Source organism: Candidatus Accumulibacter meliphilus, assembly GCF_036625345.1.
In the GTDB taxonomy this organism is placed as follows: Bacteria; Pseudomonadota; Gammaproteobacteria; order Burkholderiales; family Rhodocyclaceae; genus Accumulibacter; species Accumulibacter meliphilus.
On record NZ_JAZKTZ010000018.1, the window covers coordinates 41061 to 66816 of the forward strand.

The 25756-nt window shown below is 62.2% G+C and carries 29 protein-coding genes; 15 read left to right on the forward strand and 14 right to left on the reverse strand.

Translation table 11 applies throughout. The features are described 5' to 3' along the window. Window positions 1–34 precede the first annotated feature (34 nt). A complete protein-coding gene (mads3, locus tag V5B40_RS23495; RefSeq protein WP_434735906.1) occupies window positions 35–1324 on the forward strand; it encodes a methylation-associated defense system AAA family ATPase MAD3 in 1290 nt (429 codons plus the stop codon). A gap of 291 nt (window positions 1325–1615) precedes the next feature. Here the strand turns inward: mads3 and V5B40_RS23500 are convergent, their stop codons facing one another. The 4 genes from V5B40_RS23500 to V5B40_RS23515 all read right to left on the reverse strand — a co-directional run bounded on the left by V5B40_RS23500 (window position 1616) and on the right by V5B40_RS23515 (window position 6439). Continuing rightward, complete coding sequence (locus tag V5B40_RS23500; protein WP_332356823.1) at window positions 1616–1846, reverse strand: addiction module antitoxin RelB; 231 nt, start codon at window positions 1844–1846, stop codon at window positions 1616–1618. Between the two features lie 81 nt (window positions 1847–1927). Beyond that, the gene (locus tag V5B40_RS23505; RefSeq protein ID WP_332356824.1) at window positions 1928–2173 is read right to left on the reverse strand and encodes a YgaP family membrane protein; all 246 of its coding nucleotides are present in this window, start codon (window positions 2171–2173) and stop codon (window positions 1928–1930) included. Next, window positions 2170–5403 (reverse strand): efflux RND transporter permease subunit, encoded by a 3234-nt coding sequence (locus V5B40_RS23510; protein ID WP_332356825.1) that lies wholly within the window; start codon window positions 5401–5403, stop codon window positions 2170–2172. The genes V5B40_RS23505 and V5B40_RS23510 overlap by 4 nt, the downstream gene beginning before the upstream one ends. A gap of 4 nt (window positions 5404–5407) precedes the next feature. Continuing rightward, window positions 5408–6439, reverse strand: a complete 1032-nt coding sequence (locus tag V5B40_RS23515) for an efflux RND transporter periplasmic adaptor subunit (protein ID WP_332356826.1) — start codon at window positions 6437–6439, stop codon at window positions 5408–5410. 137 nt (window positions 6440–6576) lie between these two features. On the opposite strand from V5B40_RS23515, the gene V5B40_RS23520 reads away from it, so the two are divergent. Further along, entirely contained in the window at window positions 6577–8373 is a 1797-nt protein-coding gene (locus tag V5B40_RS23520) for a gamma-glutamyltransferase family protein (RefSeq protein ID WP_332356827.1), read from the forward strand. 167 nt (window positions 8374–8540) lie between these two features. Here the strand turns inward: V5B40_RS23520 and V5B40_RS23525 are convergent, their stop codons facing one another. Together V5B40_RS23525 and V5B40_RS23530 are read right to left on the reverse strand one after the other, a co-directional pair. Beyond that, window positions 8541–9161, reverse strand: coding sequence for a hypothetical protein (locus tag V5B40_RS23525; protein WP_332356828.1), 621 nt, complete (start codon window positions 9159–9161; stop codon window positions 8541–8543). After that, window positions 9158–9856, reverse strand: a complete 699-nt coding sequence (locus V5B40_RS23530) for an SURF1 family protein (protein WP_332356829.1) — start codon at window positions 9854–9856, stop codon at window positions 9158–9160. The genes V5B40_RS23525 and V5B40_RS23530 overlap by 4 nt, the downstream gene beginning before the upstream one ends. 77 nt (window positions 9857–9933) lie before the next feature. On the opposite strand from V5B40_RS23530, the gene V5B40_RS23535 reads away from it, so the two are divergent. Beyond that, window positions 9934–10125: a twin transmembrane helix small protein gene (locus tag V5B40_RS23535; protein ID WP_332356830.1), complete on the forward strand. Its 192-nt coding sequence runs from the start codon at window positions 9934–9936 to the stop codon at window positions 10123–10125. An 80-nt stretch (window positions 10126–10205) separates the two neighbouring features. On the opposite strand, the gene V5B40_RS23540 is transcribed toward V5B40_RS23535, so the two are convergent. Genes V5B40_RS23540 through coxB form a run of 6 tightly spaced genes read right to left on the reverse strand, consistent with a single transcriptional unit; the run spans window position 10206 to window position 14628 of the window. Further along, complete coding sequence (locus tag V5B40_RS23540) at window positions 10206–11060, reverse strand: cytochrome c oxidase subunit 3 (RefSeq protein ID WP_332356831.1); 855 nt, start codon at window positions 11058–11060, stop codon at window positions 10206–10208. A 59-nt stretch (window positions 11061–11119) separates the two neighbouring features. Next, window positions 11120–11332, reverse strand: a complete 213-nt coding sequence (locus V5B40_RS23545) for a DUF2970 domain-containing protein (protein ID WP_332356832.1) — start codon at window positions 11330–11332, stop codon at window positions 11120–11122. Window positions 11333–11335: 3 nt separating this feature from the next. Continuing rightward, a complete protein-coding gene (locus V5B40_RS23550; RefSeq protein ID WP_332356833.1) occupies window positions 11336–11878 on the reverse strand; it encodes a cytochrome c oxidase assembly protein in 543 nt (180 codons plus the stop codon). 38 nt (window positions 11879–11916) lie between these two features. After that, complete coding sequence (locus V5B40_RS23555) at window positions 11917–12033, reverse strand: cytochrome oxidase small assembly protein (RefSeq protein WP_332356834.1); 117 nt, start codon at window positions 12031–12033, stop codon at window positions 11917–11919. Continuing rightward, on the reverse strand, window positions 12030–13640 hold the full coding sequence (ctaD, locus tag V5B40_RS23560; protein WP_332356835.1) for a cytochrome c oxidase subunit I: 1611 nt from the start codon (window positions 13638–13640) through the stop codon (window positions 12030–12032). Before ctaD ends, V5B40_RS23555 begins: the two co-directional genes overlap by 4 nt. A gap of 31 nt (window positions 13641–13671) precedes the next feature. After that, window positions 13672–14628, reverse strand: a complete 957-nt coding sequence (gene coxB, locus V5B40_RS23565) for a cytochrome c oxidase subunit II (RefSeq protein ID WP_434735907.1) — start codon at window positions 14626–14628, stop codon at window positions 13672–13674. On the opposite strand from coxB, the gene V5B40_RS25355 reads away from it, so the two are divergent. The 4 genes from V5B40_RS25355 (at window position 14528) to cyoE (ending at window position 17315) form a co-directional block, all read left to right on the forward strand. Then, window positions 14528–14830, forward strand: a complete 303-nt coding sequence (locus V5B40_RS25355) for a hypothetical protein (protein ID WP_434735908.1) — start codon at window positions 14528–14530, stop codon at window positions 14828–14830. The genes coxB and V5B40_RS25355 overlap by 101 nt on opposite strands. A 456-nt stretch (window positions 14831–15286) precedes the next feature. After that, entirely contained in the window at window positions 15287–15778 is a 492-nt protein-coding gene (locus tag V5B40_RS23570; RefSeq protein WP_332356836.1) for a DUF2244 domain-containing protein, read from the forward strand. An 18-nt stretch (window positions 15779–15796) separates the two neighbouring features. Beyond that, on the forward strand, window positions 15797–16147 hold the full coding sequence (locus tag V5B40_RS23575) for a cytochrome c oxidase subunit II transmembrane domain-containing protein (RefSeq protein WP_332356863.1): 351 nt from the start codon (window positions 15797–15799) through the stop codon (window positions 16145–16147). Between the two features lie 271 nt (window positions 16148–16418). Continuing rightward, window positions 16419–17315: a heme o synthase gene (gene cyoE / locus V5B40_RS23580; protein WP_332356837.1), complete on the forward strand. Its 897-nt coding sequence runs from the start codon at window positions 16419–16421 to the stop codon at window positions 17313–17315. A gap of 4 nt (window positions 17316–17319) precedes the next feature. On the opposite strand, the gene mpl is transcribed toward cyoE, so the two are convergent. Beyond that, on the reverse strand, window positions 17320–18678 hold the full coding sequence (mpl, locus tag V5B40_RS23585) for a UDP-N-acetylmuramate:L-alanyl-gamma-D-glutamyl-meso-diaminopimelate ligase (RefSeq protein WP_332356838.1): 1359 nt from the start codon (window positions 18676–18678) through the stop codon (window positions 17320–17322). A 151-nt stretch (window positions 18679–18829) separates the two neighbouring features. Here mpl and V5B40_RS23590 point away from each other — a divergent pair, with 151 nt between their 5' ends. From V5B40_RS23590 to V5B40_RS23625, 8 genes are all read left to right on the forward strand, one after another. Then, window positions 18830–19438, forward strand: coding sequence for a hypothetical protein (locus V5B40_RS23590; RefSeq protein WP_332356839.1), 609 nt, complete (start codon window positions 18830–18832; stop codon window positions 19436–19438). Beyond that, complete coding sequence (locus V5B40_RS23595) at window positions 19435–19986, forward strand: TlpA family protein disulfide reductase (protein WP_332356840.1); 552 nt, start codon at window positions 19435–19437, stop codon at window positions 19984–19986. The genes V5B40_RS23590 and V5B40_RS23595 overlap by 4 nt, the downstream gene beginning before the upstream one ends. A gap of 48 nt (window positions 19987–20034) precedes the next feature. After that, entirely contained in the window at window positions 20035–20526 is a 492-nt protein-coding gene (gene aroQ, locus V5B40_RS23600; RefSeq protein ID WP_332356841.1) for a type II 3-dehydroquinate dehydratase, read from the forward strand. A 73-nt stretch (window positions 20527–20599) separates the two neighbouring features. Beyond that, the gene (accB, locus tag V5B40_RS23605; RefSeq protein ID WP_332356842.1) at window positions 20600–21055 is read left to right on the forward strand and encodes an acetyl-CoA carboxylase biotin carboxyl carrier protein; all 456 of its coding nucleotides are present in this window, start codon (window positions 20600–20602) and stop codon (window positions 21053–21055) included. Window positions 21056–21069: 14 nt separating this feature from the next. Further along, window positions 21070–22434, forward strand: coding sequence for an acetyl-CoA carboxylase biotin carboxylase subunit (accC, locus tag V5B40_RS23610; RefSeq protein WP_332356843.1), 1365 nt, complete (start codon window positions 21070–21072; stop codon window positions 22432–22434). Between the two features lie 16 nt (window positions 22435–22450). Continuing rightward, window positions 22451–23341, forward strand: coding sequence for a 50S ribosomal protein L11 methyltransferase (prmA, locus tag V5B40_RS23615; RefSeq protein WP_332356844.1), 891 nt, complete (start codon window positions 22451–22453; stop codon window positions 23339–23341). Between the two features lie 3 nt (window positions 23342–23344). Further along, complete coding sequence (locus V5B40_RS23620; protein ID WP_332356845.1) at window positions 23345–24523, forward strand: DUF3426 domain-containing protein; 1179 nt, start codon at window positions 23345–23347, stop codon at window positions 24521–24523. A 72-nt stretch (window positions 24524–24595) separates the two neighbouring features. After that, window positions 24596–25531, forward strand: coding sequence for a carbohydrate kinase family protein (locus V5B40_RS23625; RefSeq protein WP_332356846.1), 936 nt, complete (start codon window positions 24596–24598; stop codon window positions 25529–25531). A 39-nt stretch (window positions 25532–25570) separates the two neighbouring features. On the opposite strand, the gene V5B40_RS23630 is transcribed toward V5B40_RS23625, so the two are convergent. Continuing rightward, on the reverse strand, window positions 25571–25747 hold the full coding sequence (locus tag V5B40_RS23630) for a GNAT family N-acetyltransferase (RefSeq protein WP_332356847.1): 177 nt from the start codon (window positions 25745–25747) through the stop codon (window positions 25571–25573). Window positions 25748–25756 lie beyond the last annotated feature (9 nt).

Below are 25756 nucleotides of genomic sequence, written 5' to 3' on the forward strand. Positions count from 1 at the left end.
GATCCTTGCCATTGCATCGGTTACCCTCCGTTCGATGTTTTCCCGTATTCAGACGAGACATTTCCGCAGCCTAAAAGCCGTGGACCAGACCTTGGGACCGATTCAGGCCTTGGTGGGACCAAACGCCAGCGGCAAAACGACCTTTCTGGATGTGATCGGACTGCTCAGCGATCTCGTACATGTGCACCCGCGTGGCACCGTGCGTGAAACCATGCTCTCGCGCAGCGCCAGTTTCGACAAGTTGATCTGGCAGGGGCCAGGCGAAGACGCGGGCTCGCGGGCGGCGTTTCAGCTGGCAGTTGAGGCGCCGATTCCCGCCGCTGTCCGTGCGCGGATGGCCGACGACAAGCAACGCTACACTCTGGTCCGCTACGAACTGGAAATTGGCTTTGACGCGCCTACGGAGGAGCTCGGGCTGAATCACGAGACCTTGTGGCTGCGCACGACAGACTCGGAGACACCCGCCCAGCAGCGCGACCTGTTCCCCTTGGTCCCTGATCACGCGCCGTCCATCTTTGTCGGCAAAGGGCGCCCAGGTTTCAAGGTGGTGATGAAGAAGACACCGGGCGGTAACGACAACTACTACACGGAAGGGGCGAAGAAGTCGTACGCGCCATCCTTTCGCCTCGGGCGAAGCAAACTGGCCCTGGCTCACATTCCCGCCGATGAGGACAACTTTCCTGTCAGCTCGTGGTTCCGGGATCTGCTTGAGAGCGGTGTACAGAACGTAGTACTCAACAGCCAGGTCATTCGTCAGCCGAGTCCGCCTGGTCTCGGGCAGCGTTTTCAAACCAACGGCTCAAATCTGCCTTGGGTGATTGCCGAATTGCGCCGCGACCGGCAGCGTTTTGGCGACTGGCTTGAGCATGTGCGTACTGCCCTGGAGGATATCATCGACATCGACACCGTCGAGCGCAGAGAAGACCGACACCGTTACCTGGTCATCAAATACGCGAACGGTGCCGAGATTCCCTCGTGGCTGGCGTCGGACGGAACCCTTCGGCTATTGGCCTTGACCATCCCCGCGTATTTGTCGGATCTGAACGGTGTGTTCCTTATCGAAGAGCCCGAAAACGGCATCCACCCTCGCGCTATCGAAACCGTGATCCAGTCGCTCTCGTCGATCTACGATGGTCAGGTGCTTATCGCCACGCACAGCCCGGTGGCTCTGAACATGCTGGAACCCGCCCAGATCCTGTGCTTTGCCAAAGACCAGGCGGGAGCAACTGATATCGTTGCAGGAGACTGTCATCCGGCACTACAGAACTGGAAGCAAGGGCAAGCCGATTTGGGAAGTCTTTTTGCGGCCGGAATTCTGAGCTGAGCTGGCTTTGCAAGACCTGGTCGTCTTGGTGGCCGACAAAAACATGCAGTTCGCATTGCAGGGCGCCCTCGCCCGTCCGCAGGCTTTGGGCATTCGGCCGTTAACCTATGCATTTCGTCCGCATATGGGCCGTGACGGACGGCGAGCCTGCAAGTGGGAACGCCAGTGCTCTGGCGACCGCAGCTTCGACGGCAGCGATGAAGCGCAAACCGAGACCGGGCTGTGCCTGATTGTAGTGGTCAATCTCGCTGAGGAACTCGTGGCGCGCTGCGGCAATGAAACGCGCACGCCTCATCGAGCCTTGCGCCGTGCCTCGGCGAGGACTTCGTCGGCTGCGTAGGTTTGCAGATCGCCTCGGTCGAAGGCTGCAACGCAGCCGGCGACTTCTCGCCCCCACTCGTCTTCGAGCTCGGACGAAAAGGAGTCGCACAGGGACTCGAGAAGAACGTCGGCCAGGTGGGCACACTCATCGGGTGCTAGGGCGCGCGCTTTACTCTCCAGCTCGTTCAACAAAGCGGACATATTGGATCCTCCATCGCGTTGACCGCGACATTCTACGTCTGCTGCGTGCAGAAGTCGTATCCGCTGCATTGGCTCCGCGCCTCAACCATGACCCAAATCCGGGCGATTGCAGGACGCGTCTTCGAGCCGCTTCAGGCCGAATTTGACCATGATGCTCTCGGCCGGACAGAAGCGCGTGAAGCCGCTCTGCAGGAGATTGGCGCCGACGAAAGTGGTCAGCCACAGGAAGTGCTTCGAAACGAAAAGTGGGCTGGCTTCGACGCCCAGGGCGAGCGAGATGAGGATGAAGCTGCCGGCCATGATGCGCACGGCGCGATCGGTGGTCATGTCTGATTCTCCTTGCTGAAGGCTGCGTAGTACAACACCGGGATCACCACCAGCGTCAGCACGGTGGAGACGAAAATGCCGAAGATCAGGCTGATGGCCAGCCCGTTGAAGATCGGGTCATCGAGAATGAACATGGCGCCGAGCATCGCCGCCAGCCCGGTCAGAGCAATCGGTTTGGCGCGCACCGCGGCGGACTGGATGATCGCTTCACGCAGCGCCATTCCTTCGCCGATTTGCTGACGGATGAAGTCGACCAGCAGGATCGAATTGCGGACGATGATCCCGGCCAGGGCAATCATGCCGATCATCGATGTCGCCGTGTACTGGCTGCCGAGCAAGGCGTGCCCCGGCATGACGCCGATGATGGTCAGCGGGATTGGCGCCATGATGATCAGCGGCACCAGATAACTCTTGAAGTGCGCGACGACGAGCAGGTAGATGAGGATCAGGCCGACGCCGTAGGCGATGCCCATGTCGCGAAACGTCTCGTAGGTCACCTGCCACTCGCCGTCCCACTTGATGCTGTACGAGGCGTCCGGCGCGCTTGGCTGTTTGATGAACCACTCGTCCAGCGAGCCGGCCGCGTGATCGACCCCCTCCAGCGCGCGCCCGGCGATCTCGCTGCGCGCCGCGAACATGCCGTAGAGCGGCGAATCGAGCTTGCCGCCCATGTCGGCGACGACATACACCACCGGCAGCAGGTTCTTGTGGTAGATCGCCTGCTCGCGACCTAGTTCACGCACCTCGACAAGTTCGGAAACCGGTACCAGCTGCCCGTCGCGCGAGCGGACGCGCAGCTTGAGCAAGGCGTCAAGCGTGCTCTGCTGTTCGGCCGGCAAGGTCAGACGTACCGGGATTTCGTATTTCGAGCCGGTGTTGTGCACCGGCGTGACGTCATCGCCGGCCAGGCCCATGCGTATGACGTCGACAATGTCGCTTTGCGTGACGCCGAGCAGCGCCGCCTTGTTCTGCAGAACGTGCACGACGCTACGCTGGCCGCCGGCGTTGACCGAATCGTCGATGGCCACCAGGTCCGGCGTCGCTTCAAGCACTTTGCGCACTTCCCTGGCCACCGCTCTCTGACCGCGGTAGTCGGGCCCATAGACCTCGGCGACGATTGGTGAGAGAACCGGCGGTCCCGGCGGCACTTCGACGACCTTGGCGTTGCCACCGGCGCGCTTGCCGATCGCTTCGATGGCATCGCGAACCGAGATGGCGATCTCGTGGCTCTTGCGGGCGCGCTGCTGGTGGTCGACCAGATTGACCTGCAGGTCGCCCAGTTCCGGAGCAGCGCGCAGGTAATACTGGCGGACCAGCCCGTTGAAGTTGATCGGGCTGGCAGTGCCCGCGTAGGCCTGGTAATTGCTCACTTCCGGCACTTTTGCGATTTCAGCGCCGAGCTCGTGCAGTACGCGCGCGGTTTCTTCGAGCGGTGTACCGACCGGCATGTCGAGCACGACCTGGAATTCGCTCTTGTTGTCGAAAGGCAACATCTTCAGGACCACCAGCTGCACCACTGCCAGGAGTAGCGAGCCCGCGATCAGCAGCATGATGACCAGCAACAGCCAGCGGCGCGCCACACGACCTTTCCGGGCATCGAGAAACGGTGTCAGCAGGCGCCGAAACAGGCGCTCGATTCGGCTTGGGCTGGGCGACTCGCTCGCCGCGTGCGGCGCAGCGCCAGCCGCCGAGTGCGCAGTCTGCGCAGTCTTCGCCAGCAGCCGGGCGGCCAGCCACGGGGTGACGACAAAAGCAACGGCCAGCGAGATGAACATGCCGAGTGACGAGTTGATCGGGATCGGGCTCATGTACGGCCCCATCAGGCCGGTCACGAAAGCCATCGGCAAGAGTGCGGCGATGACCGTAAAAGTGGCCAGGATCGTCGGACCGCCGACTTCATCGACCGCCAGCGGGATGATTTCGAGTAGTGGCTTGCCGGGCTGCAAGGCCTGCCAGCGGTGAATGTTCTCGACGACGACGATGGCGTCGTCGACGAGGATGCCAATCGAGAAAATCAGGGCAAACAGCGAAACACGATTGAGGGTGAATCCCCAGGCCCAGGAGGCAAACAGCGTCGCGGCAAGAGTCAGGCTGACCGCCACGCCGACAATTAGCGCTTCACGCTTGCCAAGCGCAAAGAAGACCAGGAGGACCACGAAAGCGGTAGCGAAGACCAGCTTGCCGATCAACTTCTGTGCCTTGTCGGTCGCCGTCTGGCCGTAATTACGTGTCGTCGTGACTTCGACGCCGGCCGGGATCAGCGTGCCTTTGAGCGACTCGGCGCGCGCGATGACGGCACTGGCGACGTCGGCGGCATTGACCCCAGGTTTCTTCGAAACCTGCACGGTAACCGCCGGAAACTCGCCGTCTCGATTGCCGAACCAGACGTACTGGCGCGGCTGATCGGGGCCTTCCTCAACGCGGGCGACATCGCCGATGAAGACCGGCTTGCGCTCGCTGCCAGTGCCGCGCACGGCAACGACCAGTTGCCTGACGTCGGCCGCGGATTCGAGATAGCTGCCAGTTTCGACGAGGACCTGGCGGTTTTCGGCGACCAGACTTCCCGACGACTGGCGGGCGTTACCAGCACGCAGGGTGGCGGCAATATCCTGCGGGGTCACCGAAAAAGCGTTCATGCGCTCGCTGTCCATCGCCACGCGCAACACGTGATCGGGACCGCCGAGCGTGGACACGTCACGCGTTCCCTTGATTCGCTTGAAGTCCACTTCGGCTGCGCGCGCCACCTGTTGCAGATCGAACGCCGAGCGCTCGGGGTCGGTGCTCCAGAAGGTCAGCGAAACGATAGGCACATCATCAATGCCGCGCGGCTTGACCACTGGTTCGAGCACGCCGAGATCAGACGACAGCCAGTCGCGGTTGGAATGTACGGTGTCGTAGAGACGCACGACGGCATCGTTGTACTTGACGCCGACTTCGAACTGCACGGTGACCACCGCCATTCCCGGTCGCGACACCGAGTACACATGCTCGACACCCGACATTCGCGACAAGACCTGTTCGGCGGGCGTTGCCACCAGATTCTCGACGTCCTGCACCGACGCGCCGGGAAAGGCGATGAACACGTCGGCCATGGTGACGTCGATCTGCGGCTCTTCCTCGCGCGGCGTGACCAGGGTGGCAAAAATGCCCATCAACAGCGCGACCAGCGCCAGCAAGGGCGTCATCTGCGAGCTGGCAAAGAAACGGGCGATGCGGCCGGAAACACCCATTACGCTACTCTCCCGGCCGCTTCGACGACTTCAGGGCGATGGCCGCTTTTACGGGGTCGAGGACGACACGCTCGCCGGCGTGCAGACCGGCGAGCACTTCGACCTCACCGATGCCGACGCTTTCGCCAAGGCGCAGCTGGCGCAAGGACAGCACGGCGTCCTGATTCTGGACATAAACGGCAGTCACCGCGCCACGCCTGACGATAGCGGCCTGCGGCACGGTGAGCTTGCTTGCCCGGCCAATGACGAAGTGCACCCGTGCGTGCATGCCGGGAACGACATCGGCAAGCTCGCTGACGCCAGCGGGCAGGCCAACCCGTACCGGCGAGACGTGCGTCGCCGCGTCGGCGGTCGGCAGCACGGTGACACTGCTGGCGCCCACCCACTTGCCAAGTTCGGGAAATTCGACGCGCGCTTGTCTGACCGCGCGCATTTGCGGCAGCTGATATTGTGGGATGCTGGCGGTGACCCGCAGGCCATTCGGATCGTGGATGGTCAACAGCGGCCGACCGGGCGCCGCCATCTCTCCGAGTTCGGTCAAGCGCGCGGCGACGATCCCGGAGATCGGCGCGTACACCGTCGCATGCTCCACGCTCACCGCAGCTTGCGCACCTGCCGCCTGTGCGGCGTCAAAATCGGCTTTCGCCTTGTCCACCGCTGCCTGGCTGACGAAGCCCTGCTGACGCAGGCCCAGGGTGCGTTGGTAGTGCGCGCGCGCATTGCCGAACACGGCCGCGGCGGCGGCCGCAGCTTCCTTGGCCTCACGAGCGTCGATCTTCATCAGCAGATCGCCCTTGCGCACCGCCTGCCCGGCATCGACCCGTACTTCGACGACCCGCCCCGACACCTGTGCCGCCAGGGTTGCCTGATTGACCGCCTCGACCAGGGCCTCGGCAGGCAAGGTCAGCTCGACCAAATGCGGCTCGACAACAAGTATCGGCAAGGCTTGTGCCTGCACGGCAAGGGAGGCGACGGCAGCTATGCTGGCCAGCAGCCCACGCCACCCGGAGAGTAGGGTTTCACGATTGGTAAGCATACGCATAAGCATATACTAATATAGATGCCGAAACAAGCGCTACGGGGATCGCGCCAGCGCGTCAAATGAGTCTTCCCCCTTGACCTTTGCCCGTCTTCAATGAGACAAAGCGCTGATCTGTCCACCGGCCTGCCACCATGAAACTTGCCTACTTCGCTTTCCTCGCGGCCTTGCTCGCCGTCGGCTGCTCGCACGCACCCTCGGCGCGCCAAGCAAGCGGCCTCTCCCACGCCGGGCTGAATCAGCCGGAAGGCACCTCAGAGGCGACCCACCAGCCGAGCTGGAGCGGCCAACGCTTCGCCGTTGCCACTGCGCATCCGCTGGCCAGCAAGGCCGGCCTGGAAATCCTGCAGGCGGGCGGCTCGGCGGTCGATGCCGCGATCGCCGCGCAAATGGTGCTGACGCTGGTCGAACCGCAGTCGAGCGGCATTGGTGGCGGCGCTTTCCTGATGCACTACGATGGTCGTGAGATCGTCGCTTTTGACGGCCGCGAGACGGCACCGGCAAGCGTCAGCGAGATGCTGTTCATGAAAGCCGACGGCACGCCAATGGCTTTTCGCGAAGCGGTGGTCGGCGGCCGCGCGGTCGGCGTTCCCGGCACGGTGCGGATGCTCGAAATGGCCCACGCCGAGTACGGCCGCCTTTCCTGGGCACGCCTCTTCGCGCCAGCGATCGCCCTCGCCGAGGAGGGTTTTCCGCTTGGCCTGCGCCTGTACACGCTGCTCAAGACTGAACGCGATCTGCGTAAGGACCCCAAGGCCGGCCCCTACTTCTACGAGCGCGACGGCGAACCGCACCCAGTGGGGACAATCCTGCGCAACACTGAACTGGCAGCGGTCTTGCGGCGCATTGCCAGCGAAGGCTCGCAAGCCTTCTACGAAGGCGAGGTCGCGCAGGCGGTGGTCGCGCGGGTGCGTGACCATCCGGATAATCCTGGTCAGCTGAGCATGGCCGACATGGCGGGCTACCAGGCGAAGCGGCGGGCACCGCTATGCGCGACCTACGAGCCGCGGGCGGCCTTGCCGGCGCACAGTTACCGCATCTGCGGCTTCCCACCACCAAGTTCCGGTGAGATCACCATCGCCCAGATCCTGGGGATTCTCAACCGCACGCGCGCGCCCTTCCTGCGCTTCGAAGATCCCCTCTGGATGCACTACTACACGGAAGCCTCGCGCCTGGCCTTCGCCGATCGCGCCAGGTATATCGCCGATCCGGATTTCGTGGCCGCACCGGCCGGCAGTTGGGATTCGCTGATCAGGCCGGACTACCTGGCCGAGAGAGCACGCCTGATCGGTCCGCAGAGCATGAAAGTCGCCACGGCGGGTTCGCCGACACCACTGCGAGCCAGTTTTGCGCCGATGCCCGAGCAGGTCGAGTATGGCACTTCGCATATCAGCGTCGTGGACGCCGAGGGCAAGGCCGTGGCCATGACCAGCAGCATTGAGGACGCTTTTGGCGCGCGCCAGATGGTGCGCGGTTTCTTGCTCAACAACCAGCTCACCGATTTTTCCTTCCTGCCGACTGACAGCAACGGCACGCCGATCGCCAACCGCGTCGAGCCAGGCAAGCGACCGCGCTCGTCGATGAGCCCGACGCTGGTATTCGACAACGACAGCGGTGAACTGCTGATGAGCGGCGGCTCGCCGGGCGGCGCGATGATCATCCACTACACCGCCAAGCTGCTCTACGCGACGCTCAATTGGGGACTGACACCACAAGACGCGATCAACCTGCCCAATTTCGGCTCGCTGAACGGCCCGACGCTGCTCGAGGAAGAGCGCTTTTCGGCGGACTTTGTCGGCGCCCTGCAAGCCAGGGGCCACACGGTCAAGGAAATCGGCTTGAGTAGCGGCCTGCAGGCGATTCAGAAACGCCAGGGCGCTTACGTCGGGGGCGCTGACCCGCGTCGCGAGGGCCGGGTGATGGGCGAGTAGGGCGAGCATCCGCGCTCCGACCTCCTGACGAGCGCCAGGATGCCTTTGGCTGATCGCGGCCACCCTCGCCGGCTGCGCCACGGATGGCAGCAGCTACAAGGGCCGCATCGACGCTTTCCAGGATGGGTTGAGCAAAGGCGTTGAACACCACAGCCTGGAAGCAGCACTCAGAACTTGATCAGCTTTCCGAGTTCGCGAATGAAACCCTTGGGGTCGGCATCATCCGGGTAGCGGAAAACCAGAAAACCTCGGCGGTCCACAAGGTTTATCTTTCGGCCTTCAGCGCCCCCGAGAAGGGTCAGCAATTGCGCATCGCTGGCCTTGACCAGCACCAGGTCCGGGTGAGCGGCGAGCAGCTCCGCCGCCGGCGTCGTGCCATCGGTAATCAGCCACAGACGCTCCAGCCGGGCCATGTTGCGCCCCTGCGCCGTGCGCGCCTGCCGGGTCAGGTAGAGCGTATGGCGACAGCGTTCATCGCAGGCGCCCGGAGCCGCGAAAATCGCCAGCCACTTGCCGCTGACTGCGGGGTGTTCGAGGACTGCGCCATCCCGACGCTGCAGCATTTCAAAAGGCACCTGCAGCGGCTCGGGCAGCGGCTGGCCGACCATCGCCACGGCCTCGGGCGGCGCGACAAAGCGAAAATACAAGGCGGCGAGAAGAGGCAGCACGCAGACCGCAACGATTGCCAGCAAGGTCAAGCGGCCCTTGCGCTGCGCCGCGCGCATGGCGGTGCTCATTGGCACGGAAAGCTCGTCGACGGCGTCGGCCGTCGGTCGGGGTGTACTCATTTTTTCTGCCAGGCAAATAGGCCGTACGCTACGGCCATGAGAGCGAAAACCAGCCACATCGTCGCGTAGCCGTAGTGTTTTGTCCCGGGATTGTCCGCACTGCCCCAGTCACGGGCCAGACCATCGCTTTCGCCGGTGGTTTGCAGGAGAATCACCGGCAGCGCTTCGAGGCCGCTACGCTGACGGTAGTCGGCTTCACGGATGTGCTGCCAGAGAGGCCCTTCGGGCTCACTTTCCTGCAACTCGAAAATCCGCGTTTCGAAGTTGCGGGTCACTCCGGAAACTTCGATCTCGCCGGCTGGCGTCGCCACGGACGGACTATCCGAGCGTAAGCGCGGCGCTCCGATCCAGCCGCGATTGACGAGAATCACGGCGTCGCTACCGGACAATTGCAAGGGGGTGAGGACATGATAGCCCGGCCGGCTGCGATAGATCTTGTTGTCGAGAAACAGGGTTTTGTCCGCCAGCCAGTGACCGCGCGCCGTGGCCGGTCTATCGATCAACTCATCACGCTGGCGCTGCTGCGCCGACAAGGCGATTGGCGTCGCGATCATCGCCGCCTGCTCGCGTTCGAAACGCTGGCCACGAGTTTCAGCGCGCCACCACTGAAAACGCGCCATGGCCAGGCAACTGATAACCAGCAGGCTGACCAGCAGCAGGCGCAGAGTGCGACGCTTGAAAAGGGAAATTGACATGGCAGAACGCTTGGCCCGGGGCGGGGTCCTATGAGGTCGCGAGTCCGGTAGACTACGAGCTTTCTGGAGGAAACTCGATGCACATCATCGTCGCACTGCTGCTGATTACCATCGTCGCCAGTCTTGGCAGTGCCCTGGTGTTCATCTATCGCGACCAGGGCCAGGGCAAGACGCGTGCGGTCAAGGCACTTTCCCTGCGCGTCGGTCTTTCCTTCGTGCTCTTTGCACTGCTTATCGCCTCGCAGCGATTTGGCTGGGTTAGCGGTTAGCGAGCGCCTGATGCACGCACGCAGGGCGGAAGGGGCGCGACGCACCCCTGGTGCGCCGCCGTTCCCGTAGCGGAAGCTTTTTACAACCAGTAGATGACGATGAACAGACCGAGCCAGACGACGTCAACGAAGTGCCAGTACCAGGCGACGCCTTCAAAGGCGAAATGACGCTCGGCGGTGAAATGCCCCTTCAGGACGCGAAACAGAATCACCGTCAACATTGTCACCCCGAGGGTGACGTGGAAGCCGTGGAAGCCGGTCAGCATGTAGAAGGTCGAACCATACACACCGGTAGTCATCTTGAGATTCAAGTGGGCGTAGGCTTCACCATACTCGTAGACCTGGAAGGCAAGAAAGGTCACACCGAGCACGATGGTCAGCACCAGCCCGAGGATCAACTGCGAGCGTTTCTCGGCGACCAGCCCCCAGTGCGCCCAGGTCAGGGTCGCTCCGGAAGTCAGCAGCAGCAGCGTATTGACCGCCGGAATGCCCCAGGCGTGCATCTGCGAGAAAGGATCGCTCGCCCCAGGTCCGGCACTTGGCCATGAATCCTGGAAGCCTTCCCACAGCGCGGCCTGCTCGGGACTCGCCAGGTCGGGAATAGCCAGGACGCGAATGTAGAACAGGGCTCCGAAGAAGGCGACGAAGAACATCACTTCGGAGAAAATGAACCAGGCCATTGCCCAACGGAAGGAACGATCGACCTGCAGGTTGTAGCGCTGACCCTCGGATTCGCCGATGACGCGCCCAAACCAGCCGAAAAGCATGGTCGTCAGGACGGCGAGACCCGCCAGCAGAACGAAGCCGCCGTTGGCAATCGAATTCATCATCAGCACTGCGCCGCTAGCCAGCAGGAGCAAGGCGATCGCGCCAACCAGCGGCCAGTGCGACGGCTGGGGAACAAAATAGCGGCTTGCGGATGCGGGATGACTCATCTTGACTTCCTCCAGATCATATTATCGTTATTGCCCGGTTACTGCGTTGATGCGTCCGACTACTGACGACTGATGTAAATTGCGACGCTCACCAGCACCAGCACAAAAATCAGCATGAAAACCAGCGCGGTGATCAAAATCTGCAACGGCGACAAGGGTTCTGCGTCGTGCTCGTGCGGCTTGTGTCCGCGTACTCCGAGCAAAGCCCAGGCAACCGTGCGAATGGTGCTGAAGCGGCGGCTTTTCGCCGTCTGCGTATCGGATGGCGACATCGCTCACTTCCGGCTTTCCACCGGTACCTCGAAAAAAGTATACGAAAGCGTAACCGTGTTCACCTCTTCGGGCAGCCGAGTATCCAGGAAGAAGACGACCGGCATTTCACGCACCTCGCGCGGCGCAAAAGTCTGCTGCTTGAAGCAAAAGCAATCCAGCTTCTTGACATAACTACCCGCGTACTGCGGCCCGTAACTGGGCACCGCCTGGCCTATCACCGTGTGGTCGCGCGTGTTCTCGACGCGATACACGACGTGCACGATATCGCCGGTCTTGGCCGGCAGAATCGGCGTCTGGGGACGGAAAAGCAGCGCTCCGTCATGACTGTTGGCATCGAACTGCAGCGTGATCGGCCGACCCGGGATCGCCGACGCAGAGACTTCCTGCGCACGATCAATATCATAGAGCCCGGTCCACTCGCAAAAAGCCTTGTACAGGCCCGGCTGCAAGGATACAAAAAACAGGCTGCCGAGCACTATCGTCAGCAGAATCAGGGCCAGGCGCCGGTTTTTTCCGGTCCGCGGCGACGGCAACCGCGCAGTCACAGTCGCGGGCGCCGTCGCAGGCGGGTGCAGCACAGGATTCACGTGCCGCCCAGCCACTGCCGGATGATGTAGCTCAGAAAAACAGCGGCCGCGAAAAAAGCCAGACCGATCGCGATGCGCCGGTTGCCCTGCTCGGGTGAGGGGTCACGAGTCATCCGTGCGCCTCGGCCTGATCAAAATGCGGCGGATCTTCAAAGGTATGATACGGCGCCGGTGAGGGCACGGTCCATTCCAGCCCGTGCGCCCCATCCCAGGGCCGACTCGCCGCACGAGCGCCGCCCCTGACGGTCTGGAAGACGATGACCAGCACCAGCAGCTGGCTGAAGCCGAAGCCGAAGGCGCCGATGCCGGAAATGACGTTGAAATCGGCGAACTGCTGCGCATAGTCCGGAATCCGTCGCGGCATGCCGGCCAGACCGAGGAAGTGCTGCGGGAAGAAGGCGATGTTGAAGAAAATCATCGACAGCCAGAAATGCCACTTGCCGAGGGTTTCGTTGTACATGTGCCCGGTCCACTTCGGCAGCCAGAAGTACAGGCCGGCGTAGGCGGAGAAAAGGGCACCAGCAACCATCACGTAGTGGAAGTGAGCGACAACGTAATAGGTGTCCTGCAACTGAATGTCCACCGCGGTCATCGCCAGCACCAGGCCGGTCAGCCCGCCGATGGTGAACAGCACCAGGAAACCCAGGGCAAACAGCATTGGCGTTTCAAAAGTCAGCGAGCCGCGCCACATGGTGGTGACCCAGTTGAACACTTTTACCCCGGTCGGCACCGCGATCAGCATCGTCGCATACATGAAGTAAAGCTGGCCGGTCAGCGGAATACCGGTCACGTACATGTGGTGCGCCCAGACAAAGAACGAGATCAAGCCGATCGCGGCAATCGCGTAGACCATCGAGACATAGCCAAACAGCGGCTTGCGCGAGAAGGCCGGGATCACATGCGAGACGACGCCAAAAGCCGGCAAGGCAATGATGTACACCTCGGGGTGTCCAAAGAACCAGAAAATGTGCTGGAAGAGCACCGGATCACCGCCACCGGCAGCACTGAAGAAGCTGGTGCCGAAGTGGCGGTCGGTCAGCAACATGGTCACCGCACCGGCCAGGATGGGCATCGAGGCAATCAGCAGGAAGGCCGTCACCAGCCAGGTCCAGCAGAACAGCGGCATTTTCATCAGCGTCATGCCGGGAGTGCGCATGTTGAGGATGGTGGTGACGATGTTGATCGAACCCATGATCGACGACATGCCGAGGATGTGCACCGCGAAAATGGCCATGTCCATGCCCATGCCCATCTGGATCGACAGTGGCGGGTACAGGGTCCAGCCGGTGCCAGGCGCGCCACCGGGAACGAAGATCGAGGCGGTCAACAGAATCGCTGCCGGCGGCAACAACCAGAAACTCCAGTTGTTCATCCGTGCGAAGGCCATGTCCGAGGCCCCGATCATCATCGGAATCATCCAGTTGGCGAAGCCGACGAAAGCCGGCATGATCGCACCGAAGACCATGATCAGCGCATGCAATGTCAGCATCTGGTTGTAGAACTCCGGCGACACGTACTGCAGCCCCGGTGAAAAGAGCTCGGCGCGAATGATCAGCGACATCGCGCCGCCGACGAGGAACATCACGAAGCTGAACCACAGGTACATCGAACCGATGTCCTTGTGGTTGGTGGTGGTCACCCAGCGCTTCCAACCCGTCGGGTGCCCGTGGCTATCGTGGTCATGGTGGCCGGCGTAACCGGTGTGTGACGTGGCTTGCATAATCGGATTCTCCTGATGGCCTGTGGCGCGATTACTTGCCGCGAAGCGCCTTGACTTCGGCGGGCTGGATGACTTCACCGAGTTTGTTGTTCCATGCGTTGCGCTCGTAGGCGACAACGGCGGCAATATCGGTATCGCTCAACTGTTCTCCGAAAGCAGCCATGGCCGTACCAGCCTTGCCTTTGAGAACCATCTCGATATGTGCCTCCCTGGGCCCCGTGGCGATCTTCGAACCGTCCAGCGCTGGAAAGGCAGGTGGCAAGCCGGCGCCGTTTGCCTGGTGGCAGGCCGCACAGTTGGTGGTGTAGACCTTCTCGCCCAGGGCAAGCTGTTCATCAAGCGCCCAGACCTTGTTCGGATCCTCGGCGACGGCAGCTAGCTGTTGCTTCTGTTCGCCAACCCAGGCCGCGTACTTTTCCTCGGATACGACCTCGACGACCACCGGCATGAAACCGTGGTCTTTGCCGCAAAGCTCGGAACACTGGCCGCGGTAGGTGCCTTCCTTCTCGGCCCGGAACCAGGTGTCGCGGAGGAATCCCGGCACGGCATCGGTCTTGACGGCGAATGCCGGCACCGCCCAGTTGTGAATCACATCGTTGGCTGTCGTGAGAATGCGCACTTTCTTGCCGACCGGCACCACCAGCGGGCGATCGACTTCCAGCAGGTAATGCTCGCCCTTGGGGGCCTTGTTCTCGATCTGCTCCCGCGGAGTGGACAGCACACTCATGTACTTGACGCCGGCAGCATCGCCAGTAAGGTATTCGTAACCCCACTTCCACTGATAGCCGGTGACCTTGACCGTCAGATCGGGCTCCGAGGTGTCGCGCATGTCGACCAGGGCTGAGGTCGCCGGGAAGGCTATCGCCACCAGGATCAGCGCCGGCACGATGGTCCACGCCAGTTCGACAGTCGTGTTGTCGTGGAAACTCAGCCGCCTTGTGACCCTTGGACTTGCGGTGATAAACGAGCGAATAGGCGACGACCGCAAAAACGCCGACGAAAATGACCACGATCACCCACAACAGGAGCGTGTGCAGCTCGTAGACGCGGCGAGCAACAGCGGTGACCGGCTCCTGCAGATTGAGTTCCCAGGCGGCGTTCGCAGCGCCACTGAACAAGCCGAGCAATCCCGCAATGAACAGCCCGGTGGATCCACGTCGCAGATGATTGCTGCCGCGATTGCTGTTTGAGTTTCGTGCCATTTTCTCCCTTTCCCCGCCAGCTTCCGCGCCCGCCGTGTGGCAGAGCATCGGCGCCAGCCCCTGACATTCTCGAAAACGTACCAAAATGAACCCGAGCGGGCTCCGTTCCAGTGGCTCACCAAGCGCGGAGGTTAACATACTCCACTTGATATGGATCAATGTTCAACCGAAAAAATGGCGACCGCCCGCGTGACACCCGCCTTGCTGCGACCCATGACGGACCGCCAGACGAAACAGTGGCTCGACAGGCCATACCTGATGAAAGGCGCGGGCAAACCCACGACAAGACCGCGCAATGCCATATGAAGGCGCATATAATCATCAAGTTGGGTGTTCACCTTGCCAAGCGCGCCGGGCCCCGTGGTAGAATTTCCCGCTTGATACCCTGTCCTGCGTCAAGCCCCGCCGGGGCGCTCCTGGGCCCTGCGCATTCGGGAGGAATCGATGAGCGTGGTTGCGGCACGGACAGCGACAGCGCAGACTTGGGAGGCCCGCCGCGACTGCTCGCTGTCGTTTAGCGAACGCAAGTGGGTGTTTCTTGCCACCGCGGCCTGGTTGGCTGCCATCGCCATCGCTTTCTCGTATTTCGGCGCCTGGCCGGTCCTTCCTTTTACCGGACTTGAGCTGGCTCTACTGTGGTGGGCCCTGCGGCAGATCGACGCGACCGCCGAGGATTTCGAGAGAATCACCCTCGAAGCGGAGCGCCTGACGATAGAGACACGCCGCGGCACACTGCTGCAGCGCCATACCTTCCATCCATACTGGGCACAGTTGCAGTTTGATCAGCCTCCGGGACAGCAGCAGCACCGCCTGCTGATCCGCTCACATGGCAAGGAAGTCGAAGTCGGCCGCTGGCTGTCGGAAGAACAAAAGAGGACGCTCGGCAACGAGCTGAAGAAGAACCTGGGCGCACTGCGGCCGGAGAGAACTCTCTGAGGAGAGCGTTTTTTGAAAATGCTGCACCGTTTCTGCCTACGGGCGAAAATTTTCTGGTCGGGCCTGCTTACGCTAGCAGCTCCGGCACTGGCACGCGCCGATGCGACCGCCAGCACGGCGTTCGCCAATGCGGCTGGCCGTGAACCGCTGCCGATGCACGGCTATTTCATGTTCTTCCTTACCGTGCTCTTCGTGGTGATCTTTGCGATCACCATCTACTCGATGGCCAAGCACCGCAAAGGCAGTGGCGATCAGGTGAACAGGTTTTCGGGGCCAACCGGGACGGTGCAGTGGCTGTGGGCGATGGTTCCGTTCGCCATTCTGCTATTCGTCGACTACGTCCTGATCAGTCTCCACTTTGCTGGGTGAACGGGCCAGCCATCGCTCCAGGCCATCGTCAGTGAAAGACCCTAGCCGGCAGGCAGGTGACTGATTTCGGCGGTGATGGCATGATTCGCCAGCGGCGTGGCCGGCGCAGAGTCGCGAGCGACAGGCACGCTGGACGATGGCTTGTTGTCAAAATCGCGTACGCGACTCACGAACCTCCCTTCTCCCCCCTGCGGGAGAAGGTCCGGAAAAGAGGAAAACGGTCATCTCATGACCGTGGGACGATGAAACAGGAAAGCGACAGGAAAGCAATATGGCAGTGATCAGCACCAGCTCCCGGCGTTCGCCCGGGCAACGCCTGGCGGCTTTCTTCGAGTTGTGCAAGCCGCGCGTCAACAGCCTGATCGTGTTCACCGCGATGATCGGCATGTTTCTGGCTGCCCCTTCATTCCCGCCGTTCGGGCTCTTTGTCGCCGCCTCGGTCGGCATCGCCCTGGTCGCTGGCGCGGCAGCGGCGATCAACTGCCTGATCGAGCAGGAAATCGATGCCCGCATGGCGCGAACGCGCGCCCGCCCAACGGCGCGTGGAGAAGTGTCGGCACGAGAAACGTTGACCCTGGCAACTCTGGTCGGCGGCTTGGGTTTGTGGATTCTGCACGCCTTCGTCAATCCGCTCACCATGTGGCTGACGCTGGCCACTTTTTTCGGCTATGCGGTGATCTACACGGTAGTGCTGAAACCGGCGACGCCGATGAACATCGTCATCGGCGGCGCCTCCGGCGCCATGCCGCCACTGCTCGGCTGGGCTGCGATCACCGGCCAGGTCGGCGCCGAAGCGCTGGTCCTGTTTCTGATAATTTTCATCTGGACGCCGCCGCACTTCTGGGCGCTGGCCTGTTACCGCTGTGCCGACTACTCCAAATCCGGCCTGCCGATGCTGCCGGTTACCCACGGCATCCGCCTGACCTGCCTGCACAGCCTGCTCTACGTGGTGATGCTCACCGGCGCGACCATCCTGCCCTATACGCTGGGCATGAGTGGTCCCTGGTATCTGGCGGCAGCGCTGATTCTCGACGGCATCTTTCTGCTCTACAGCGTCACCCTCTGGCGGGACTACAGCGACAAGTTGGCAAGGCTGACCTTTCGCTATTCGATCATCTATCTGACCTTGCTGTTCGCCGCGCTGCTCGCCGATCACCTCCTGCGCTGATCGCTCAGGCCGCGAGCGCGGCCAGCAGCTTCTCGTGAATGCCCCCAAAACCGCCGTTGCTCATCACCAGCACCTGGTCACCGGGGCGTGCGCTGCCGGCAATCCGCACCACCAGCTGCTCCAGCTCGGCTTCGACGATGGCTTTCTCGCCCAGCGGGGCGAGCACTTCGGCGGCATCCCAGCCGAGATTGGCCGCGTAACAGAAAACCTGGTCGGCGTCGGCCAGGCTGGCTGGCAGCAAAGCCGTCATCACGCCCAGTTTCATGGTGTTCGAACGCGGTTCGAGAACGGCCAGAATACGCGCCCCAGCCACCTTGCGCCGCAAACCGGTGAGGGTGCTTGCGATCGCCGTCGGATGGTGCGCAAAATCGTCGTAAACCGCGACGCCGCGAACCGTACCGCGCAACTCCATACGCCGTTTGACGTTTTCGAAAACGGCTAGCGCCGCCAGGCCCTGCGCGAACGCCACCCCGACGTGCCTGGCTGCCAGCAGGGCGGCTAGCGCGTTGAGCCGATTGTGCGCGCCGCTCAGCGCCCATTGCACGCTGCCGATTGCTTGCTCACCCTGCCACAGCTGCAGGGAGCCGGTGGCGTCATCGCCATCGACATGCCAGCCTTGCGGGTCGTTGAAGCGTTCGACCGGCGTCCAGCAGCCGCGCGCCAGGACCCGTTCCAGACTGGCCTCGGCGGCATTCGACAGAAGCAGGCCATTGCCCGGCACGGTGCGCACCAGATGGTGGAACTGCGTCTCGATCGCCGCCAGATCGGCGAAGATGTCGGCATGATCAAACTCAAGGTTGTTCAGGATCGCCGTGCGTGGAGAGTAGTGGATGAACTTCGATCGCTTGTCGCAGAAGGCGCTATCGTATTCGTCGGCTTCAATCACGAAGAATGGCGAGTTGCTGTCGTCCCCGGGCAGCCGCGCCGAAACGCTGAAGTTCCTTGGCACGCCGCCGATCAGGAAGCCGGGGCTCAGGCCGGCATGCTCGAGAATCCAGGCCAGCATGGCGGCCGTCGTGGTCTTGCCGTGCGTCCCGGCGACGGCCAGCACCCAGCGCCCTTTCAGGACATGCTCGGCCAACCATTGCGGCCCCGAGAGATAAGGCAGACCGCGGTTGAGGATCTCCTCGAGCAGCGGATTGCCGCGGGAGATCGCATTGCCAACCAGATAACAGTCGGGCTCAAAAGCGATTTGTGCCGCATCGTAGCCTTCGACAAGTTCAATCTGCGCCGCTTCGAGCTGCGTGCTCATCGGTGGGTAGACGCTGCTGTCGCAGCCAGTTACGCGGTGTCCTGCCGCGCGCGCCAGTTGGGCAAGACCACCCATGAAGGTGCCGCAAATGCCGAGGATATGAATATGCATTTAGCCGATCCAAGTTAAAATTGTGCCGAGGAAGGCGCGATTGTACCTCTGGCGACGCCCTGCCTTCCCTTGCCTGCCCCCACGACTCCACGACTACCCGCCACTACCCCGCTTGCCCTTCGAAACCGCCAAGCCCCACCGGAACGCTTTGATGAGCAGCCGACAGGAACGTCAGCGCCCCCCCCAGCAGCGCAGCCATATCGCCAAAATCGCCGCGCGCCTAATGGCCGAAGACGGTATCGCCTCCGCGGCACTCGCCAAACGCAAGGCGGCGCGCAGCCTCGGCTTGCCGGACAGCGCAGCGATGCCCGACGACGTTGAAGTAGAGGCCGAACTGCGAACCTACCAGCACCTCTTTCAGGAAGACGAACAAGAGGCCAGACGCATGCAGTTGTTGGGCATCGCGGCGCGGCTGATGAGCACCGTGCAGCGCTTCAACCCCTACCTCAGCGGTTCGGTGCTCGACGGCACCGCCGGCCGCTATGCCGAGATCGACATTCAGCTGTTCACCGATAGCGCCAAGGATGTCGAGATTTTTCTGCTCAACGAGCGCATCAGCTACCGCCACAGCGCGCCGCGCACCGATCGCGCCGAGGCGGTACTGACCCTGTTCATTGACGGCGTGGTCGCCAACCTGGTGGTCTACCCACGCGATGACGAGCGAGTGAGCTTCAAGACGCGCGATGGCCGCATTCGCGAGCGTGCACGCCTGGCCAAGGTACTCAAGCTACTGGCCGGCAATGGAATATCGGCAGCATGAGCAAAGGCCAGGGATTTCTGTTCGGGCTTTTTGCCGCTTTCGTCGCCTTACTCGCTGCCATGTACACCGTTGCGCAACGTTCCGAGACCATCCAGCACGCTTTTGCAACGCTCCCGGGCGACGCCGTCGCGCACTTTTTTGCCAGCACGCTTGACAACGAGAAAGGTGTGCCGCAAGCGCTTTCACAATGGCGTGGCAAGACCCTGGTGGTCAATTTCTGGGCCAGCTGGTGCCCCCCCTGCCGCGAGGAAATGCCGGCTTTTTCGCGCCTGCAGCAGGCGCACGCGGCTCAAGGAGTGCAATTCGTCGGTATCGCGCTGGATTCCGCCGCCAGCGTGCAGGCTTTTTCCGAACGCCATCCAGTGGCCTACCCGTTGTTGATTGGTGGCGCCAAGGGCATTGAGCTGGCCAGCCGATTCGGTAATTCGACGCTCAGCCTTCCCTACACCGTCGTTCTCGATCAAGACGGTGCCGGGCGGCTGCTCCGATTGGGGACCTTGTCGGAGAACGAACTGGACGATTTTCTCCGCAAGTTGACCGCCCGCTGACGACGTGTTGCTGGACAAAATGCGCCCATTTGCGGCAAACTTGCGGCCATGAAGACGCAAAAGCACGCTACAGCGGAAAACGACAAGGAGTCGGATTCGCCGCGCCTGCTCGTCCTGCACGGCCCGAATCTCAACCTTCTCGGCACCCGCGAACCCAAGCATTACGGTTCGACCACTCTCGCCGAGATCAATCTGGCCCTGGCCAAGCGCGCCGAGAGCGCGGGTGTCAACCTGGAGTCCTTTCAGAGCAACCACGAGGGAGCGCTGATCGAGCGTGTGCACGCCGCCGGCCAGCAAGGCGTCAGTTACATGATTGTCAATCCAGCGGCTTACACACACACCAGCGTCGCTCTGCGCGACGCCATTGCCGGTACCGGCATCCCTTTTATCGAAGTCCACCTCTCCAATGTGCACGCACGCGAAGCTTTCCGCCACCACTCGTACTTTTCCGATCTGGCGATTGGCGTCATCACCGGCCTTGGCAGCGAGGGTTATCTGCTGGCGCTCGAATACCTGCTGAGCAAGGTTTCTGCTGAGTGAGCTTTCGAGCAAAACTTAGTCTGGCGATCGTGGCCCCTGGCCGCGAAAGAGTATCTTCATCCGGAGAGTATTAATGGATCTACGCAAGTTAAAGAAGCTGATTGATCTCGTCGAGGAGTCGAGCATCACCGAGCTCGAGATCAACGACGCCGAGGAAAAGGTCCGCATCGTAAAAAACGGCGGCGCCATGGCTCATCAGGCCTACGCGCTGTCGATGGCCACGCCGGCGCAAATGATGGCCGCCGCACCGGCAACGGTCACCGTCACCCCGACTGACGAACCCACGCTTCCGGAAGGCGACGTGGTCAAGGCACCGATGGTCGGCACTTTCTACCGCGCAGCCAGTCCCGGAGCCGAGGCTTTTGTCCAGCTTGGCAGCGTCGTCAAAGCCGGCGAGACACTGTGCATCATTGAAGCAATGAAATTGCTCAACGAGATCGAGACCGATCGCGCGGGTACGGTGAAGGCCATTCTGGTCGAGAATGGCGAACCCGTCGAATACGGCGAGCCGCTATTCGTCATCGGCTAAGGGAGTCTTCCGTCATGTTCGGAAAAGTCCTTATTGCCAATCGCGGCGAAATCGCACTCCGTATCCAGCGCGCCTGCCGCGAACTCGGCATCAAGACCGTCGTGGTGCACTCGGAAGCCGATCGCGACGCCAAGTACGTCAGGCTCGCCGATGAATCGGTGTGCATCGGTCCACCACCGTCAGCGCTCAGCTACCTCAACATCCCGTCGATCATTTCGGCGGCCGAAGTCACTGATTCAGAAGCCATTCATCCCGGCTACGGCTTTCTTTCGGAAAACGCGGATTTTGCCGAGCGCGTTGAATCTTCAGGCTTTGTTTTCATTGGCCCGCGCCCGGAAACCATCCGCCTGATGGGCGACAAGGTCTCCGCCAAGGAAGCCATGCGCGCAGCCGAAGTTCCCTGTGTTCCTGGTTCGCTGGGTGTCTTACCGGAAGATCCCAAAGAGATCCTGCGCCTGGCCAAGGAAGTCGGCTACCCGGTGATCATCAAGGCGGCCGGGGGCGGGGGCGGACGCGGCATGCGCGTCGTGCACACCGAAGCGGCGCTGCTCAACGCCGTCACCATGACCCGCACCGAAGCTCAGAATTTCTTCGGCAACCCGAACGTTTATCTTGAAAAGTACCTGGAGAATCCGCGCCACATCGAAATCCAGGTGCTTGCCGACAGTTTCCGTAACGCCGTCTTCCTCGGCGAGCGTGATTGCTCGATGCAGCGTCGTCATCAGAAGATCATTGAGGAAGCGCCTGCTCCCGGCATAGCCGCCCGCCACATCGCCCGCATTGGTGAGCGTTGTGCCGAAGCCTGTCGGCGCATCAACTATCGCGGTGCGGGAACCTTCGAATTCCTCTTCGAGAATGGCGAGTTCTATTTCATCGAGATGAACACCCGTATTCAGGTCGAACATCCGGTCACCGAGTTGATCAGTGGCATCGATCTGGTCGCCGAGCAGATCCGTATTGCCGACGGCGAGCGACTGCGCTTCAAACAGCGTGATCTGGCTTTCCGCGGCCACGCCATCGAATGCCGAATCAACGCCGAAGACCCGTTCACCTTCGTTCCTTCACCCGGCAAAATCAGCGTCTATCACCCGCCCGGCGGGCCCGGTATCCGCGTGGACTCGCATATTTATCAGGGCTACACGGTGCCATCGCACTACGATTCGATGGTCGCCAAGGTGATTTCCTACGGCGACACTCGCGACCAGGCGATTCGCCGCATGCGCACGGCACTTTCGGAAATGAGCATCGAAGGCATCAAGACCAACATCGCCCTTCATCAGGAACTGATGCACGACGCCGGTTTCATGGACGGCGGTACCAGCATCCACTATCTCGAACACCGGCTGGCCGCCAAGAACGAGCTCAAGAAGGGCGGCTGAACGGCGCCGATCATCGATGGCCTGGCTATCTCTCAGTATCCAAACCGACTGCCTGCACGCGGAGGCCTTGGCCGACGCGCTCCTTGAAGAAGGAGCGCTGGCCGTCAGCATCGAGGATGCCGACGCCGGCACCGCCGACGAAACGCCGCAATTCGGCGAGCCCGGATCGATCACCCGCCCAGGCTGGGAGCGCTCGCGCGTCGTCGCCCTGCTCAAGCCGGACACCGATGGCGCACGACTGGTCAACGTCTGCGCGGAGCGGGCCGGCCTCGAAGAGGCCGCGACTTTTTCCCAGGAAGAAGTCGCCGAGCAGGACTGGGTACAAGTCACGCAGGCGCAATTCGAACCGATTCGCATCTCGGGGCGTTTGTGGATCGTTCCCTCATGGCACGACGCGCCCGATCCGGAGGCCATTGTTCTGGTCCTCGATCCCGGCATGGCCTTCGGCACCGGTTCGCACCCCACCACGCGTCTGTGCCTGGAGTGGCTCGAAGGCTGCGTTATGCCGGCCAGCTCGGTCCTCGACTACGGCTGCGGTTCCGGCATCCTGGCCATTGCCGCAGGCCGCCTCGGCGCCAACGACGTGGTTGGGGTGGACATTGACCCACAGGCCGTGCTGGCATCGGTCAGCAACGCCGAGCGCAATGGCGTCGCGGTGCGCTTCCAGGACTCGGAACACGACCTGCAGGGGCAATTCGACATCGTCGTCGCCAATATCCTGGCCAATCCGCTGAAAGTGCTGGCACCCGCGATCTGCGGGCACGTGCGTCGCGGCGGTCGCCTGGCCCTGTCCGGAATCCTCGCCGAGCAGACCGAGCAGCTGGTCGCCGCTTATGCACCCTACCTGGTGCTGCGCGTCGCCGACACCCGCGATGGCTGGGTGTGCCTGGCCGGCGTAAAGGACTAGCCGATGAAGACCTGCTGCCCGGACTGCCGGACAATTTTTCGCGTCACCTCCGAGCAACTCAAGGCGCGCGCCGGAAAAGTCCGCTGCGGACAATGCCGACGGGTTTTCAACGCTCTGGACAGCCTGCTCGACGACGCCGAAGCGATCATCGTTGCACCGGTCCTGACACCGACGGATGCTCCGTTCGCCTCGGAAACCCTGCTTCACCGGGAAACGCCGCCGCGAACGCAGGCCTCGCTCTCCACCCCGACACCGCGGCCGCCAAACAGCGAGGAAGAGACGCCACCGACCCCAACCGTCGCCATGCTGCTGCGCGACGAGACGGACGCTGACGAGAGCGAAAAGGGCGCAGAAACGGATGTCGGTGACGAACCCGCGCCGACAAGCTACGAGCCCCTCGGCCGCAGCGAGCCTTTCTTCTCTGCGCACGCACTCGAGCGCATCGCCGAGCGAACTCACCCTGCTCAGCACCCGGCGCAGCACACCATCCCCGACCGTTTTGCGACGAGCGGACCCAGCAGCCCAGCAGCCGATGCGCCACCGATCACCGCCGACCGGGCGGCGACCGTCGCAGAAGTCACCGAAGTCTCGGCAATCGGCGACGCCGAGCACGGCCTCCGCGCGAGTCAGAACAAGGAAGTGCTGGCTTACGATCGCTGGCTGGAAGGGACGATAAGCCAGCCCGTCCCCCCGGTCGCCGGCAAGGCGCTGGCCGCGCCCTTTGTGATCGCCATCATCCTCCTGACCCTGACCCTGGTCGGCCAGGCGATTTTTCATTTCCGCGGCGTCATCGCCCTCACCACCCCCAGCACTCGGCCGGCACTGGCCGCGCTGAGCGCCGCTCTGGGCACCGATATTCCCCTCCCGCGAGACGTCGAGCTGGTCAGCATCGAAGCCTCGGATCTGCAGAGCGACCCGGGACGAAACAAGCTGCTGACGCTGCAGGCGACGCTGCGCAACCGGGCCGGCTACGCCCAAGCCTACCCGGCGATCGAACTGACGCTCACCGACACCGCCGACAAGGCCATCGTACGGCGCGTTTTCACGGCCGACGAGTACCTCACGCCGGCACAGCTCGCCGAGAAATCGTTCGCCGCCAACGCCGCCGTCGAAGTTCGCCTGTGGCTGGAGGCCAATGAGGTCGACGCTGCGGGCTACCGGCTTTACGTCTTTTACCCGTGAGCATTCGTTGTTGATTCACGATCCTCGCGGCAGGCGTTTTTCTTAATCTCGACTCAGCTTCCCGGAAAATCCATGTCGACACTCATTTGCGGCTCAATCGCCTTCGATAACATCATGGTTTTCCATGATCGTTTCAAGAATCACATCCTGCCCGAGCAGATTCACATCCTGAACGTTGCTTTTCTGGTTCCCGAAATGCGCCGCGAGTTCGGTGGCTGCGCCGGTAATATTGCCTACAACCTGAAGCTGCTGAACGGCGAACCACTGATCATGGCCACGGTCGGCGACGACGCCGACTCGTATCTGCTGCGCCTTGACGATCTTGGCCTGTCACGGGCGCACGTGCGCCGGATTGCCGGCAGCTTCACCGCCCAGGCATTCATCACCACCGACCTCGACGACAACCAGATCACCGCCTTCCACCCCGGCGCGATGAGCTACTCACACCTCAATCAGGTCGCCGACGTAGCTGCCGCGACCCTTGCGATTGTTGCTCCCGACGGCCGCGACGGCATGCTGCAGCACGCGCACGACCTCGCAGCGGCGGGCATCCCCTTCGTTTTCGATCCCGGCCAGGGGCTGCCAATGTTTTCCGGTGACGAGCTGATGAACTTCATGCAACTGGCCACCTATGCCTGTTTCAACGATTACGAAGCCAAGCTGCTCTGCGACCGCAGCAACCGCTCGATCGAACGACTCGCCGACGAGGTCGAAGCGCTGATCGTCACCCTCGGTGGCGAAGGCTCGCAGATTTACAGCAAGGGCGTCTGCCACGACATTCCCTGTGTTCAGGCCGCTACCGTCGTCGACCCCACCGGCTGCGGTGATGCCTACCGCTCCGGGCTGCTGTACGGAATTGCCGCCGGTTGGGACTGGCAGAAAACCGGTCGGCTTGCCGCCGTCATGGGTGCCATCAAGATCGCTCATCGCGGCGGGCAGAACCATCGCCCGACGCGCAAGGACATCGCTGATCAGTTTTCAAAAGCTTTTGGTAGCCGCCCATGGTAGGCCGACGGTAGCCAAGCTGCTTCGAATAAATCCGGTTCATCAGTCTCTTGCTTCTTCCTGGCATTCGACCAGATCGGCATACCCCGGCTTGCGTTCGATGAAGCCGACCCGGTACGAACAGCTGGGAACAAACTTCAAACCCTGCTGGCGCGCATCGTCGAGAGCGATGCCGGCCAGCACGGCGCTAATGCCACGGCCGCGAAACTCGTCCAGCACAAAGGTGTG

What these genes read in the sequence shown, in the direction of transcription:
- V5B40_RS23590 (WP_332356839.1), top strand. Translation starts at nt 18,830, where the DNA reads ATGAGCAGCCGACAGGAACGTCAGCGCCCCCCCCAGCAGCGCAGCCAT.
- V5B40_RS23520 (WP_332356827.1), top strand. Translation starts at nt 6,577, where the DNA reads ATGAAACTTGCCTACTTCGCTTTCCTCGCGGCCTTGCTCGCCGTCGGC.
- V5B40_RS25355 (WP_434735908.1), top strand. Translation starts at nt 14,528, where the DNA reads ATGGTCCACGCCAGTTCGACAGTCGTGTTGTCGTGGAAACTCAGCCGC.
- accC (WP_332356843.1), top strand. Translation starts at nt 21,070, where the DNA reads ATGTTCGGAAAAGTCCTTATTGCCAATCGCGGCGAAATCGCACTCCGT.
- aroQ (WP_332356841.1), top strand. Translation starts at nt 20,035, where the DNA reads ATGAAGACGCAAAAGCACGCTACAGCGGAAAACGACAAGGAGTCGGAT.
- cyoE (WP_332356837.1), top strand. Translation starts at nt 16,419, where the DNA reads ATGGCAGTGATCAGCACCAGCTCCCGGCGTTCGCCCGGGCAACGCCTG.
- mpl (WP_332356838.1), bottom strand. Translation starts at nt 18,678, where the DNA reads ATGCATATTCATATCCTCGGCATTTGCGGCACCTTCATGGGTGGTCTT.
- V5B40_RS23505 (WP_332356824.1), bottom strand. Translation starts at nt 2,173, where the DNA reads ATGACCACCGATCGCGCCGTGCGCATCATGGCCGGCAGCTTCATCCTC.
- V5B40_RS23545 (WP_332356832.1), bottom strand. Translation starts at nt 11,332, where the DNA reads ATGTCGCCATCCGATACGCAGACGGCGAAAAGCCGCCGCTTCAGCACC.
- V5B40_RS23620 (WP_332356845.1), top strand. Translation starts at nt 23,345, where the DNA reads ATGAAGACCTGCTGCCCGGACTGCCGGACAATTTTTCGCGTCACCTCC.
- V5B40_RS23525 (WP_332356828.1), bottom strand. Translation starts at nt 9,161, where the DNA reads ATGAGTACACCCCGACCGACGGCCGACGCCGTCGACGAGCTTTCCGTG.
- V5B40_RS23500 (WP_332356823.1), bottom strand. Translation starts at nt 1,846, where the DNA reads ATGTCCGCTTTGTTGAACGAGCTGGAGAGTAAAGCGCGCGCCCTAGCA.
- V5B40_RS23595 (WP_332356840.1), top strand. Translation starts at nt 19,435, where the DNA reads ATGAGCAAAGGCCAGGGATTTCTGTTCGGGCTTTTTGCCGCTTTCGTC.
- mads3 (WP_434735906.1), top strand. Translation starts at nt 35, where the DNA reads ATGTTTTCCCGTATTCAGACGAGACATTTCCGCAGCCTAAAAGCCGTG.
- V5B40_RS23625 (WP_332356846.1), top strand. Translation starts at nt 24,596, where the DNA reads ATGTCGACACTCATTTGCGGCTCAATCGCCTTCGATAACATCATGGTT.
- V5B40_RS23510 (WP_332356825.1), bottom strand. Translation starts at nt 5,403, where the DNA reads ATGGGTGTTTCCGGCCGCATCGCCCGTTTCTTTGCCAGCTCGCAGATG.
- V5B40_RS23575 (WP_332356863.1), top strand. Translation starts at nt 15,797, where the DNA reads ATGCTGCACCGTTTCTGCCTACGGGCGAAAATTTTCTGGTCGGGCCTG.
- prmA (WP_332356844.1), top strand. Translation starts at nt 22,451, where the DNA reads ATGGCCTGGCTATCTCTCAGTATCCAAACCGACTGCCTGCACGCGGAG.
- accB (WP_332356842.1), top strand. Translation starts at nt 20,600, where the DNA reads ATGGATCTACGCAAGTTAAAGAAGCTGATTGATCTCGTCGAGGAGTCG.
- V5B40_RS23555 (WP_332356834.1), bottom strand. Translation starts at nt 12,033, where the DNA reads ATGACTCGTGACCCCTCACCCGAGCAGGGCAACCGGCGCATCGCGATC.
- V5B40_RS23570 (WP_332356836.1), top strand. Translation starts at nt 15,287, where the DNA reads ATGAGCGTGGTTGCGGCACGGACAGCGACAGCGCAGACTTGGGAGGCC.
- V5B40_RS23535 (WP_332356830.1), top strand. Translation starts at nt 9,934, where the DNA reads ATGCACATCATCGTCGCACTGCTGCTGATTACCATCGTCGCCAGTCTT.
- V5B40_RS23540 (WP_332356831.1), bottom strand. Translation starts at nt 11,060, where the DNA reads ATGAGTCATCCCGCATCCGCAAGCCGCTATTTTGTTCCCCAGCCGTCG.
- ctaD (WP_332356835.1), bottom strand. Translation starts at nt 13,640, where the DNA reads ATGCAAGCCACGTCACACACCGGTTACGCCGGCCACCATGACCACGAT.
- V5B40_RS23530 (WP_332356829.1), bottom strand. Translation starts at nt 9,856, where the DNA reads ATGTCAATTTCCCTTTTCAAGCGTCGCACTCTGCGCCTGCTGCTGGTC.
- V5B40_RS23515 (WP_332356826.1), bottom strand. Translation starts at nt 6,439, where the DNA reads ATGCTTACCAATCGTGAAACCCTACTCTCCGGGTGGCGTGGGCTGCTG.